This is a genomic window from Emticicia sp. C21 (genome assembly GCF_003418935.1).
Classification (GTDB): Bacteria; Bacteroidota; Bacteroidia; order Cytophagales; family Spirosomataceae; genus Emticicia.
In genome coordinates this window covers 183,992-197,649 of the sequence record NZ_QVMT01000005.1, presented here as the reverse complement: position 1 = coordinate 197,649, position 13,658 = coordinate 183,992, and the positions used below count along the sequence as shown (strand labels likewise).

At 37.1% G+C, this 13,658-nt stretch carries 14 protein-coding genes; 7 read left to right on the top strand and 7 right to left on the bottom strand.

Annotation, left to right across the window (positions count from 1 at the left end; all coding sequences use genetic code 11):
* Positions 1-21: 21 nt before the first annotated feature.
* The 4 genes from D0T08_RS13535 (at position 22) to D0T08_RS13520 (ending at position 3,127) form a co-directional block, all read left to right on the top strand.
* The gene (locus D0T08_RS13535; protein ID WP_116983191.1) at positions 22-456 is read left to right on the top strand and encodes a TPM domain-containing protein; all 435 of its coding nucleotides are present in this window, start codon (positions 22-24) and stop codon (positions 454-456) included.
* An 8-nt stretch (positions 457-464) separates the two neighbouring features.
* Positions 465-1,223, top strand: a complete 759-nt coding sequence (locus tag D0T08_RS13530) for a YgcG family protein (RefSeq protein WP_116983190.1) — start codon at positions 465-467, stop codon at positions 1,221-1,223.
* Between the two features lie 178 nt (positions 1,224-1,401).
* Positions 1,402-2,022, top strand: a complete 621-nt coding sequence (locus D0T08_RS13525; RefSeq protein ID WP_116983189.1) for a hypothetical protein — start codon at positions 1,402-1,404, stop codon at positions 2,020-2,022.
* 70 nt (positions 2,023-2,092) lie between these two features.
* On the top strand, positions 2,093-3,127 hold the full coding sequence (locus tag D0T08_RS13520; RefSeq protein WP_158561265.1) for an ImmA/IrrE family metallo-endopeptidase: 1,035 nt from the start codon (positions 2,093-2,095) through the stop codon (positions 3,125-3,127).
* Positions 3,128-3,156: 29 nt separating this feature from the next.
* Here D0T08_RS13520 and D0T08_RS13515 read toward each other — a convergent pair whose 3' ends face one another.
* From D0T08_RS13515 to pth, 3 genes are all read right to left on the bottom strand, one after another.
* Positions 3,157-3,693 carry a hypothetical protein gene (locus tag D0T08_RS13515; protein WP_116983187.1) on the bottom strand — a complete coding sequence of 179 codons (537 nt, stop codon included), beginning with the start codon at positions 3,691-3,693 and terminating at the stop codon, positions 3,157-3,159.
* Between the two features lie 195 nt (positions 3,694-3,888).
* Positions 3,889-4,350, bottom strand: a complete 462-nt coding sequence (locus tag D0T08_RS13510; RefSeq protein ID WP_116983186.1) for a hypothetical protein — start codon at positions 4,348-4,350, stop codon at positions 3,889-3,891.
* 241 nt (positions 4,351-4,591) lie between these two features.
* Positions 4,592-5,152: an aminoacyl-tRNA hydrolase gene (gene pth / locus D0T08_RS13505; protein WP_116983185.1), complete on the bottom strand. Its 561-nt coding sequence runs from the start codon at positions 5,150-5,152 to the stop codon at positions 4,592-4,594.
* Positions 5,153-5,279: 127 nt separating this feature from the next.
* Here pth and pyrR point away from each other — a divergent pair, with 127 nt between their 5' ends.
* Positions 5,280-5,813, top strand: coding sequence for a bifunctional pyr operon transcriptional regulator/uracil phosphoribosyltransferase PyrR (pyrR, locus tag D0T08_RS13500; RefSeq protein ID WP_116983389.1), 534 nt, complete (start codon positions 5,280-5,282; stop codon positions 5,811-5,813).
* Here pyrR and D0T08_RS13495 read toward each other — a convergent pair.
* From D0T08_RS13495 to D0T08_RS13485, 3 genes are read right to left on the bottom strand one after another with little or no spacing between them, the layout of a single operon-like run.
* Positions 5,810-6,886, bottom strand: a complete 1,077-nt coding sequence (locus D0T08_RS13495; RefSeq protein WP_116983184.1) for an aminotransferase class I/II-fold pyridoxal phosphate-dependent enzyme — start codon at positions 6,884-6,886, stop codon at positions 5,810-5,812. The genes pyrR and D0T08_RS13495 overlap by 4 nt on opposite strands.
* Positions 6,887-6,908: 22 nt before the next feature.
* Positions 6,909-8,204, bottom strand: a complete 1,296-nt coding sequence (locus D0T08_RS13490; protein WP_116983183.1) for an NAD(P)/FAD-dependent oxidoreductase — start codon at positions 8,202-8,204, stop codon at positions 6,909-6,911.
* Positions 8,205-8,228: 24 nt separating this feature from the next.
* The gene (locus tag D0T08_RS13485; protein WP_116983182.1) at positions 8,229-9,077 is read right to left on the bottom strand and encodes a GDSL-type esterase/lipase family protein; all 849 of its coding nucleotides are present in this window, start codon (positions 9,075-9,077) and stop codon (positions 8,229-8,231) included.
* Between the two features lie 154 nt (positions 9,078-9,231).
* Between D0T08_RS13485 and D0T08_RS13480 the strand changes: the two genes are divergently transcribed.
* Both D0T08_RS13480 and D0T08_RS13475 read left to right on the top strand, forming a co-directional pair.
* Positions 9,232-11,169: a sensor histidine kinase KdpD gene (locus tag D0T08_RS13480; protein ID WP_158561264.1), complete on the top strand. Its 1,938-nt coding sequence runs from the start codon at positions 9,232-9,234 to the stop codon at positions 11,167-11,169.
* A gap of 32 nt (positions 11,170-11,201) precedes the next feature.
* Complete coding sequence (locus D0T08_RS13475) at positions 11,202-11,882, top strand: response regulator transcription factor (protein WP_116983180.1); 681 nt, start codon at positions 11,202-11,204, stop codon at positions 11,880-11,882.
* Positions 11,883-12,019: 137 nt separating this feature from the next.
* Here D0T08_RS13475 and rpoN read toward each other — a convergent pair whose 3' ends face one another.
* Positions 12,020-13,498, bottom strand: coding sequence for an RNA polymerase factor sigma-54 (gene rpoN / locus D0T08_RS13470; RefSeq protein WP_116983179.1), 1,479 nt, complete (start codon positions 13,496-13,498; stop codon positions 12,020-12,022).
* Positions 13,499-13,658: the final 160 nt, after the last annotated feature.

The following is a 13,658-nucleotide window of genomic DNA, read 5'->3' as shown; positions in this document are numbered from 1 at the left end:
AAAATCTTATCTCATACAATCATGTTTCTGACAGAGACCGCCAAAGAAAGGATTGTGAAAGCAATCAAAGATGCAGAGCTCAATACTTCGGGAGAGGTAAAGGTTCATATAGAAGATACTTGTCCAACCGAAGACCCAATGGAACGTGCGAAACAGGTATTTCATTACCTGGCACTTGATAGAACAGCCCAAAGAAACGGTGTTTTGTTTTATCTAGCTCATGTAAGCCACAAATTTGCCATATTGGGTGATGAGGGCATCGATAAAGTAGTCCCGATTAACTTTTGGGAAGGTATCAGAGACAGTATGAGACAGTATTTTTTGCAGGAAGACTTTGCTGGAGGTTTACAGATGGGGATTCGTGAAGCCGGCAATCAGTTAAAGAAATTTTTTCCGTATCATCAGGACGACGTAAATGAACTTTCTGATGATATTTCAACAGAACCTATACCTTAACCTGGAAAATGTTTAAGAAACTACTCATATTACTACTGCTGCTACAAAGCATGGCTTTTGCGCAGGATGTTCCGGACAAACCGAATCCTGCCCGATTTGTCAATGATTTTGTAGGTGGTTTGTTAAGTCAAAGCGAAACCAGCCAATTGGAGTCAAAGTTAAAGGCTTATTACGACACCACTTCTACTCAAATTGTTGTTGTTATTGTTAAAACCGTTCAGCCTTACGACATCAGCGAATATGCCTTTAAGTTAGGTCGTGCCTGGGGAGTAGGTGAAAAAGGTAAAAACAACGGTATTATTATACTCTGGGCTCCAGGAGACAGAAAGGTGTTTATAGCCACCGGATACGGCATGGAGGGCTCTATTACCGATGCATATAGCAAACGCATTATAGAGCAGGATATAAAGCCTAATTTCAAAGAACTAAGGTATTACGAAGGACTTAATGCAGCGGTAGACAAGATTATTAATTATGCCAAAGGAGAATTTAAAGCAGACCCGGACGATGAAGATGATGGAGGTGCTTTTATAGGTATCCTTATCTTTATTATCATCCTGATTATCGTCTTCTATATCATAGGAAAAAACAGAAAAGGAGGAGGCAATAGCGGCAACCGCGGTGGCGGCTGGATTCCGTATACTACCTATACAGGCTGGGGAAGCTCGTCAGGCGGTTGGTCTGGTGGCGGCGGAAGCAGTGGTGGTGGAGGTTTCGACTTTGGTGGGGGAGATTTTGGTGGCGGTGGCGCCGGAGGAGATTATTAATAGAATAAATACAATCATTAAGAGGTATTACTTTACATATAGTAATACCTTTTTTTATACATTATCTATTGCGTTTTGGAATATTTTTTATTAAAAAAGAAAAAATTGGAATAAAAATTTTGATAAATGGAAAAACCGGAGTAACTTTGTTTTAGATCTACATACAAATCTATTATACATGAGAAATATTTTATCGGAAGAAGAAATTGAAGCAACAGCTTCAAAGTATTACGAAAGGATTTCAACGGTTGTTCAAACCTCTTTTCAAGATTACTCGGAAATAGCTAATATTAAATTAAGTCAAATCGCTTGCTTAGATTTTAAGGCTCGAAGTATTTGTTCTTTAATTTTAGATTTCATTCGTGCGAGAGCAACTGAAGAGTTTGGCAGTGACGCTGAAGTTATTAGTGGGGAAGCACGTGGTATTTTCTATCTTATAATAGAAAAGAAGATTGTTGTTCGTTTTAAGAAAATGAAAGATGCTAAAGACTTTAAAATGTCAAGTTTAGAAACTAAGCAATCTTTAAAGTATATAAATCAGTTAAGCATGAGTGCTTTCCCAGATGAATTAACCCTTTTTTATGCAGGCTATATACCTAATAAAACTTGGACAAACTTAGTAAATATTCCTCTAGTCTGTCGTAAAGGCCAAACCGTAATATGGCATAAAGACATGAAGCATGAAATGACGCAATTAACTCTCGGTCTCTCATTATCAAATGAACCTTCAAGCGAGAATACAAATAGAGTTAAAGCGATTAAGCCTTCTCAAGAACAAAGAGATGGGACAAATGGTTAAGTAAAAAAAGTAAAGTTACCCTTTGACTTTATAACAATAAATAATGAATACTTTTTCGTACAATCCTAAAATGATTGAACTTGCTCGTGAATCACGAGGATTTACTCAAACTGAATTATGCGAAAAAATGAATGTTCGTCAGGGAACAGTATCAAAGCTTGAAAATAACGAATTATTCTTATCAGATGATTATATAGAAAAAATATCAGATATATTAAATTATCCGAAATCTTTTTTCTTACTAAAAGATGAAATTTATCCACCAAGTTTAATTTATTATCGTAGAAAAGCAAAAGTTCCCGGCAGAACACAAAAGCAGTTTGAGGCTCAAATGAATATTATACGTATTCATATTGAAAAATTATTAAAGCGAGTTGAGATCCCTGATGCAAACTTAATTGATTGGGATGTTGAGAAGCATGGGCAACCTGAAAAGGCGGCTTTATTTTTAAGAGAAAAATGGCGATTACCAAAAGGCAAGATTGAAAATATTACTCGTTTATTGGAAGATAATGGAATAATCGTAATTCGTTTCGATTTTAATACTGATAAGATAGATGGTTTAAGTTTATTTACAGTTAAAAATCAACCGATTATTTATGTTAATTCTCAATTACCCTCAGATAAGGAAAGACTAACATTAGCTCATGAGTTAGGCCATCTAGTATTACACTTTAGTAAGATTACTGAAAAAGATAGAGACCTAGAGAAAGAAGCATTTAGATTTGGAAGTGAATTTCTTGTACCTGAATTTGATTTTAGGAGAAGTTTTGCAAAATTAAACTTAAAAACACTTGCAAACCTTAAACGGTTTTGGAAAGTTTCAATGAGTTCACTTATTGTCAAAGCTTCAAATATAGGCATACTTACTCCAAATGAAGAAAAGTATCTTTGGCAACAAATGGCACCTTACCGTCTCAGAGAACCAGAAGAATTAGATTTTGCAAAAGAACAACCATCTCTAGTTAAAGAAATTATCGAAGTTCACAAGCAAGATTTTGAACTTTCGAGTATAGAAATAGCCGAAATTCTCTCATTAGGTGTTGATGATTATTATTATTATTATGAAGGTAACCTTCGAAAGCCGTTACAAATTATAAGATAATTTAGGTGAAGGCAAATTAAAGCGAACTATTAGTTTTTTATTTTGCCTTCAACACTAAAATTCTTCCTGCTACCAATAAACAACTCCTTATATCCCTCTATTTTATAGCTTTTTAATTGGTTATTCACCAAATCTGCCGTGAGTTTTTTATCTGATTCATATAGATAGTTATTTGTATGCATAGTAGCTTCTATATGCTTGGGCAAATCTTTTTCGTCAAATTCTATCAACAGTTGAGTTACCGACAGTTTTTCACCTGCTTTTAACTGATAACTAACTCTTTTATCCTTTGTATCAATAGTATAGCCTGATTGATACGATTGCTTATTCAGGTCAGCTTGCAGAAATAATTCTAACTCTTTATTCCAGTCAATATCCTTGGTCTCAATGCGCTCCTGTTTATGAGCCAATACTACTGTTTTTTCAACCAAAGGTTTCTTAGCCGATAAATCGCTGATTTGCTGATTAATTAATCCGGCAAGGTCATAATAAGTCTTTGATTGGATTTTGTTCTCGCTTTGAGTACATGAAGCCAGAAAAAGAAACAGTAATAATACAGTACGCATCGGGTTAAGAAAGATAAGTTATTGGATATACAGTGTAACGCAATTTGAGGGCTTAGATGTTCCAGGAGGCAAACAGAATCCCCATAAAAAAACTTAACCCCACCGCCAGAAGCAGTGGGGTAAGCGTCCATCTATTCAACCCTAACCTATTAAACTATGAAAAACTTAATATTTTGTTCTTTGCTAAGTTGAGCCTTAGCGACCTAACATTTCAGTCACAACCGGACTTACCGCGTTTTCCTGGTCAACTGGCCCAACGTTTGATTGGTAATTCCACAACACATTCAAAATTTTTGTTGTTGCTACTACTTTGTTTCTCCAGGCTTTAGCCTCATCTCCTCTTAGCTTTGCAACTTTTGCTTCTATGTTGTTTGCCGCTTCGTTAAATTCTGCTTTTTGTGAAGAACTCAATGCCATAAATCTGGCTGGTGAGTTGTTATATAATTTCACAACATTTACAAATATAACCCAATCTTCGGTCTTTACAAATTTTTTCGCTTTTTTCGACATGAAGTTCGCGAAATTTACTTCAGCTCCCTTTACCAACATTACTTCACTCTTAGCTGAATCGTGGTCATTTGCATTTACAATATTTGCAGAAATCAAGAATGACCCAAGTGTAACTGCAAATATAACGGATTTAAATGAATTTTTCATTGTTTTGTTCTATTTTTCTTTCGTGGATGATGATGCAAAACTACAACGAAAATTAATATAATCCAAATGTGTGTCAGGCCAAAACTCCGAATATTGTTCTAATTTTATTTGTTATACGAAACAAAAATGCGAATCTTATAGCTATTTATTACCAATAATCAGAATATTATTCGTCTTAGAAAAGTACAACTTATATATTATTCCAATATTGACTAACATGAAAATTCTTTAAAAAGTACAATCATTCGTTGAAAAAATTCATTGTTCGCTCTACCCCAATGCTACAAAAGCTGGTAATTATGTCGTCTGCCCGGTCTAATCTTGCGACCAATTGGCTCATTTCATCTTCGCTGAAAGGCTCTAAAACGTAATTTACCTGCCTTCCGGCATGAAAATTATTGCCTATTCCAAAGCGCAATCTATTATAATTCTGGGTACCTAATTTTTCTTCAATATTTCTTAATCCGTTCTGTCCGCCATGCGAACCTTTGGTTTTCATGCGCAGCTTCCCGAATGGTAAGGCTATATCATCACAGATCACCAATAGATTCTCAACGGGTATCTTTAAAGCCTGTAACCAGTAGTTCACGGCATTGCCACTCAGATTCATATAAGTAGTAGGCTTAATACAATGTATCTGTTTACCTTTATATTTAAACTCGGCCGTGTAGGCGAGCCTTTCCATTTTAAAAGAGAAATCGTTTTGTGCCGCCAGACGGTCGAGTACCATAAAACCCACATTGTGACGGGTAAAAGCATATTCAGGACCAATGTTTCCGAGCCCGGCAATGAGATATTTCATTTTTTTTAACGAGTGAATGAGTGAATGAGAAAATATGTCAATAAATTTGTTGGCAAAGTTCCGAAAATTTACCGAGAATCTTGTTGCTGCTATAGCAATCACACAGGTATCATTTATCAATTTTTGTATGAAACGACTTATTTTAGCCAATCCGCTTCTTGATATTACGCTGAATCGCTTATGTCAACAACTGATTGAGAACCATAAAGATTTTTCAAACTCTGTTATTCTTGGTCTACAACCACGTGGCATATTCTTAGCCGAGCGTATTCACCAGAAGTTACAGCAGGAAACAGGTGGTTCTATCAAATTAGGTTATCTGGATGCTACATTTTACCGTGATGATTTCCGAAGAAGAGATTCACCGCTAAAACCTAATGAAACCAAAGTTCCTTTTGTGATTGAAAACAAAAAGGTAATATTGATAGATGATGTACTAGCTACCGGACGCATGGTTCGTGCAGCTATTGATGCCATGCAGGCATTCGGAAGACCGGAAAAAATTGAATTACTCTGTCTAATCAATCGCCGCTATGTGCGCGACCTGCCTATTCAACCAGATTATACAGGTATGAAAGTAAATACGCTTGATAGCCAACGCGTATTGGTAGAATGGAAAGAACAAGGGCATGAAGAAGATAAAATCTGGTTAATGGGTTAATTCATTTTCTCTGCAAATTCATTACATTTCGCTGCTAGTAAATCTATCTGTTCCTTATCATGCCAGGCACTTATCACAATTCTTGTATTAGGTTTACCGGTCTTGATAGGATAAGCAAAGCTATAAATGAAAATATCGTTTTTGAACAGATACTCATATAATGCATCCTGAGCCGTATAAAATACTGGATAATCAGGCTGAAAGCTGAATAAACTCCTTGCAGCTTCTAATTGCGAAGAGAAACGCTCAATATTTGCCAGCAAACGTTCAAAATTTCTTTGATAAATTTTATCTGCTTTCACATAAGCATATAAGTAAGCCGGAGCTATCGGTGAACAGGAAGCAAAAAAAGCTGTATGTCTTAATGTTTCAATCGTAGCTTCATCCCCAAAAACCACTCCTCCCGGAATACCCATGGCTTTATGCAAAGAAGAGACTACGATAAATCGTATATTTGGCGTTACTGTTATAGACTGAAAAATCCCTGCCCCATTATTACCTGTTATTCCCAAACCATGCGAATCATCTATAATTAAGGTAATAAACTGATTTTCGGGCAACTCCTGTATCCAATCAAAATTATAGCTGGTAGCCCGCAAACCATCGGTTGAATTGCAAACGATAACCGAATGAGGGGCATTTGTTTCTTTTATTTGCTTTTCAATCTGTTTTGTCCACTCCTGAAAGCTTATGGCTGGTAATTGAACAATTGGCTCATGGAAGTTAGCAGAGTGGCTCTGTGGAGCGTAAAAATAGGTTACCTGCTGCGTTCTTAAATATTGAGCCACTAATTGCCCTGCTAACATACCTGACGAGACTGTAAGCGCTTTTTCTGCACCTACCCAGGTAGCCATCTTGTTTTCAGCTGTTGTATAAATAGCTAATTGAAGATTCCCGTTGCGGGAACTGCCGAATGACATGCCGTATTGGTGTAGCCCCTCTATTAATAGTTGTTTAAAATCTTCATCCTGGTTTAATCCCAGATAAGACGTACCACTAAAAAAGTGATAGTCTTTCTCTCTTAACCTGATTTTTTTTGATGGTTGTTGATAAATAATAAAATCGTTGTGCATAATTCTTATATGATTGCATCTTTTAGCTCTTTCGCTTCATTTCTTTTTCTACACTGCTTTTATAAGCAAAGAAATCCACTTCTAAAGTATGTCTTGGAGATTCATCAAAACGTTTGCGTTGTATTCTGGCATCTTCCTCTATAGAACGGAGCATTTCTTCTTTTAATGGGAGCTTACATTCACCTTTCGCAATCTTCGCAATCCATTTAGCCTGTAATTCAGCCAGGGGCATAATAGCCCCTAAAGGCTGTAAAAGCCCGATAAAGAAAAGATTCGGAAAATTTGGATGGATAACCCTTTTATAAAGTCTCAGGTCGTTTGTTTCTTCTACGTCAAATTCTATATAATGTTTCAGGAACGGAAATGATAGCTTATACCCTGTTGCATAAATCACTACATCAAAATCCTGGTGGCTGCCATCTTCAAAAACAACAGTCTTACCCTGAAACTCTTTTATATTGGGTTTAAACTTAATTGCGCCTCTGCCTGAAAGATGTAATAAATCCTGAGATAAAGTCGGGTGCTCACTTAATAAAGGTCTTTTAGGCTTAGGTACGCCAAAATCTTCCTGCTTACCTCGCGCCAGCCATAGCACAATACTTAAGGTTAATCTCTGTATCGAAAGGGGTAATTTTGAAGTGAAAGCATTAGCCAGATTATCAAAAGGCATACTCCAGATCCAGTTAGGGGTAATATGCGCTCCGCTTCTTGTTGAAATAACTACTTTACCCGTATGCAACCTTGCTGCTTCGGCAGCAATATCTACTGCCGAGTTGCCAATGCCCACTACTAATACATCTTTATCTCTTACCTGAGCTGATTCTTTATACTCATGCGAATGGAAAGATTTTCCTGTGAAAGTACCATTAAACGCCGGATTAGGAAAACGGGGTTTCCAATGGTGCCCGTTAGCTACTATTATATATTGAAAGTTTTCTGTTTTCCCATTATCAAATGTAACAACATAAGTGCCATCAGGTCGTTGGGTTACATCTGTAACAGCCGTATTGAAAGTAATATATTCACGAATGCCAAAATGTGCCACGTAATCTTCGAAGTATTTAATAATATGACTATGGTGAGGATACATCGGGTAATCATCCGGCATTGGGTAGTCAGCAAAAGCCATTGCCTTGCGATTGGTATTAATATGTAAAGAACGATAGGCCGATGAAACACCATTATCATTATTAAAACGCCAGTTTCCGCCAATGTCTGAGCCTTTCTCAAAACAATCGAAACTAATACCATTTTCTTTTAATACTTTGGCAGCAACAATTCCTGAGGAACCTGCACCAATGATACAGACCTGCTTCATAAATTATAGGTTAAGGGTTGTCAATTACTTTTGGGTTGTTTTAATAAAGCCTTTTACTAAATCCCGAAGCATTCCTCCCGAAACAGAATTCAGGTGAATATTATCGGGCGTAAGCTGATACCCATGTTTCTTGCTTGTATAATCCCAATCCTTACCTAATATATAATGGTTTATAATGGAGAATATCAGCAGTTTATAGGTCTCGTCAAATGTATGTTTCAAAGGCCGGGGGTTAGCCCCTAAATATTCTTTCTCTTTTTCTCTCAAAGGCAGATAGGTCAATTTTTGCGTTTGTGCTAATTCCTTAATATATCCGCTATATTTATCCGCTTTTATATTAGCCTCATGTTTTAAATCTTCACTCATGACAGGCAATGAAATTAAAGCAATTTTTGCTTTGGTTTCCTGTTTCAGTCGGAGAATGATTTCCTGATAGTTTTTCTTAAACAAATCAAAATCAGGCTTCATGTCCTTTGGGATTCTATTAATCTGTTTAAAACTACTTTCCAATTCCTCACTGACACTTGCACTAACATCGTTAGTCCCTATGAGAATCGTGATAAAATCAGGTTGACAGGCTATCACATCATCTATTCGTTGTAAGAGTGAATAAGTCAGATCTGAATTTACTCCGGCATTCAATACCTGCAAATCCTGAAAAATTATGCCTAAATCACTTACCCAGTTATAGCTGACATTGCCATGCGTATTACTGTCTCCAAAGCAGACCAAAGTCTTTTTTGAACTATATATTTTTTGTCGGTTCTGTAGTGTGGGATAACTCTCTGGTCGTTGGTTAGTAACTTTCTGCCACAACCAATAAAAAATAACAACCAGCCATATCAGAAAGCCTATCGATAGTAGCCAAAGCATTCGGGGGTATAATAATGGTTAAAAATATAACCTCAAAGATAACATTTGATGTTAAAAAGTGTTAAATAAGACACATTTTTGTTTGTTTGGCGTTAATTTCGTGAAATAAGTTTGTTTTATTAGAAAGAGTAGTCGCAGGTAAATGTATCAGAAGATGAATTTCAGGAATATTATCATATTTATGCTCATTGCCATGATAGGTTTAATCACTTTTCAATGGTACTGGATTGAGAATGCTATTTCTGTCAGACAAGAACAGTTTGACCGTAATGTAAACGATGCTTTGCAGGAAACGGTCAAGAAAATTGAGAAGCAAGAGATTATTTTTCTGGCTAATCAGAAAATGAAAATAGAGGAGCAGAAAAAGCTTCTGGCTATTACACAAAAGAAGCAGGAAAAGAAACGAGTATATAAACCCGCAAAAGTTGAACACCCAGAAGATTTCGGTGTAATCTTTGCCCCGGAATCACCCGAAAGTCCTGTTCAGCCGCAAATGTACAAGGGCTATAATGCCTATTATACGCCACAAGGCATAGAACCTCTGGCAAAAGTAAGATCAAGAGCAGGCAGAGGGAACAATACAGTAGCTGTTACTGATGTATTTGGTGCTACCCGTTTGCTTGAAATTCCCGGCCGTCAGATGGATTTAATCAAAGAAATGCTGGAAGAGCAAAATATAGCCTTAGAAGATTTAAACCAACCGATGCGAAATAACCTGATGCGGCAGAAAACCGCCGAAGATTTAGTCAAAGAGTTTAATCGTCAGGTACTTGTTTTGAATAAAAATATGAACGAAAGCCATCAGATATTAAGTATTGATGGAATTGATGAGCATAGTACCGGAATTAGTTTTGGTTATACCTTTACGACACCAGTGATCGATAGTTCGCACATAGTTTATACAAAACCCAGGAAAAAGAGGGTGACTCAAGCACCGAAAGCGGAACCAATAGCTACGGTTGAACAGGAGAACATGGAACGTACGAAAAACAAAGCAGAGTTGGTAAAGGATGTATTAACTGATGTAATTCATGGTTCACGTGATATACACGAACGCCTCGACCGTATTTCTTTAGATACGCTTTTGAAAAAAGAGTTGAAGAGCAGAGGTATTTCTATTCCTTATCAATATATTGTAAAGAATCCGTCGAATATGATTTTCGCCTCTTTTGCTGAAAACTCTATTCCGAATTTTGTGAGAGATGCGTATAAAGCACAACTTTTCCCTAGTGACTTACAGCCTCAGAATCATTACTTATATGTACACTTCCCAAATACACAAGGATTCATCCTTCGTAATATGTGGACGGTTTTCGCGAGCTCTGTCTTTTTGATTCTGATGATTGGCGGTATTTTCTATACATCAGTTAATACGATGTTGAAACAGAAAAAACTGGCTACTATCAAGAATGATTTCATCAATAATATGACTCACGAGTTTAAAACACCTATTTCTACTATCTCATTGGCAGTAGAAGTAATGAAAGATAACGAAGTGAAGAAAGATAGCAGCAAAATGAATCGGTATCTGAATATTATTCAGGATGAAAACCGCCGATTGGGTACGCAGGTAGAAAAGGTATTACAAATGGCATTATTGGATAAAGGAGATGTGAAACTAAAACTGGAAAGGGTAAATATCCATGAAACCATTGAGCAGGTATTGCATAACCTGAGCGTACAGATTGAGCAAAAGAACGGTACCGTAAATCTGGAACTGGATGCTGATAACCCCGAAATAGAGGCAGATGATGTGCATGTAACCAATATTATCTATAACTTGCTTGACAACGCCAATAAGTATTCGCCGGAAAACCCAGAGATTACTATTAAAACAGAGAACGAGGAAGGCTTCCTGAAAATAATCATTGCTGATAAAGGTATAGGTATGACCAAAGAGCAACTGAACAAGATATTCGAACGTTTTTATCGAGTACCAACCGGAAACCTGCACGATGTAAAAGGGTTTGGCTTAGGTTTAAGCTATGTGAAGAAAATGGTAGAATCGCATCAGGGGATGATAAATGTTGAAAGTAAAATAGGAGAGGGCAGTAGCTTTGAAGTTTATCTGCCTTTGAACAGAAGAGTCTAATTGTTGTACTTAAATCCCATGAGGGCTACGATATGAAAGTTTTATTGACAGAAGATGACCCTAATTTAGGTATGCTCTTGCAAGAGTACCTGAACGCCAAAGGATTTGACACTGACTTAGCGAAAAACGGCGAAGAAGGCATCAAAATGTTTATTGAGAAAGGCAATTATGATCTATGCATCTGCGATGTGATGATGCCTAAAAAGGATGGCTTCTCTCTGGCGAAAGAAATACGCATGAAAGACAAAGACGTTCCGATTATCTTTCTGACCGCAAAATCGATGAAAGAAGATACCATTCAGGGCTTTAAAGTGGGGGCAGATGATTATATCACGAAGCCTTTCAGCATGGAAGAGTTATTGATGCGTATGAAAGCGATTCTCCGGCGCATCAATAAACAGGAATCCGATATACCATCAAACACTTTCCAGATTGGGGAATATGCTTTTGATGCCCAAACAAATACCTTGGCGCATAACGGCAGCCAGAATAAGTTGACAACGAAAGAATCTGAATTGCTGAAATTGCTTTGCCAGAACAAAAACCAGTCAGTCAGCAGAAGCTTTGCTTTAAAACTCATATGGGGCGACGATAGTTATTTTAATGCTCGTAGTATGGATGTGTATATTACTAAACTACGCAAGCATCTGAGAGATGATTCATCGATACAAATCATGAATATGCATGGGGAAGGATTTAAGTTGATCGTGTAGAAAATATTTGTGGAGCGAGCTTCCAACTCGCGGTTTTGATGATTGTGACGAGCTTCCAGCTCACGCCACAAAAAAAGTCAGCTGCAATAGCTGACTTTCGTTTTTTTAAGGTCTTTATAGAGATTTAGTAAGAAAAATTACAATTGCTTACGCAAACGCGCTACCGGGATATTCAATTGTTCACGGTATTTAGCAACGGTACGGCGGGCGATATTATACCCACGTTTATTCAGCATTTTTTCTAATTTATCGTCAGAAAGTGGTGAGTTTTTCGGCTCGTTTTCAATCAGTTCTTTCAGAATATTTTTTACTTCACGGCTTGAGGCATCTTCACCTGAATCAGTAGCAATACCCTCAGAGAAGAAGTATTTTAGGGGATAAATACCGAAGTCGGTCTGTACAGCCTTGCTATTTGCTACACGTGAAACAGTTGAAATATCCATTTCGATACGGTTCGCAATATCTTTCAGAATCATCGGTCTCAGTTTAGATTCATCACCATCCAAAAAGAAATCTCTTTGGTATTCAACAATCGCTTTCATGGTTTTTAAAAGCGTTTGCTGGCGTTGTTTGATAGCATCTATAAACCATTTAGCCGCATCTAATTTCTGCTTAACAAAGGTTACTGTCTCTTTAATGCTTTTATGCTGTGCAGAACCGTTTTTATCGGTTTTATCATAGGTATCGAGCATTTCGGCAAATGAGCGGCTTACACGAAGCTCCGGTGCATTTTTAGAATTCAGAATCACATCCAGTTTACCGTTATTATTAGTTACGATAAAATCTGCCATCAAATAAGCTGCAGTGCTATCACCACTACCTGTATTACCCGGTTTAGGATTCAGACGCGTAATAACTCTTATAGCCTCTTTCATGATGCTATCATCCACATCCAGGCGTCTCTGTATTTTCTCGTAATGTTTCTTGGTAAACTCGTCGAAGAAATCAGTAATAATCTTAATGGCAATTTCTACCTCAATATCTTCAAAGTCTTTTCTTTCTAATTGTAGTAAAAGACATTCTCTCAAATCTCTGGCACCAATACCAGCAGGCTCAAAAGTCTGTACCTTTTTAAGAATGACTGAAAGTTCTTCTTCAGTAGTATAAATATTTTGCGTGAAAGCTAAATCATTGCAAATGGAACGAAGCGGGCGGCGGATATAGCCATCTTCTTCAATACTGCCTATCAGTTGTAACCCTATAGATTCCTGTCTGGCATCTAAGCGTAGATAGCCTAATTGCTGCACCAATGATTCTGCCAATGTACTGGTAGCAATTACGGGCATTACGTCTCTATCATCATCGCCCCAACCATCGCCATACATTTTATAGCCCGCGTAATCGTCTTGATCTAAGTATTGTTTTACGTCAAGTCCCTCGTAACGCTCATATTCTCCATATTCATCGTAGTCATCATTACTATAATCGTCCTCCTCATACTCGTCTTTCACACGATCGTCCATGTCCATGCCTTCTTCCAGAGCCGGATTTACTTCGAGTTCCTCTTCTATTCTTTGTTCTAGTTCAGCAGTAGGAATTTGCAACAGCTTGATAAACTGAATCTGTTGAGGAGACAGCCGCTGTTGAAGGGATTGATTGAGACTTAATTTCTGCATGTGAGACGTAGAGTTTTTTCATTAATAATAGGGTCTTTTATAGACCCTCTCCACATTTTTCGTGCCAAAAGAATGTGAGACAATAATTAAAGGAATATAATTTTTTATTAACGAACAAATTTTTAGGCAAAAAAATTGTCTCTTCCTATAATTAAATTTA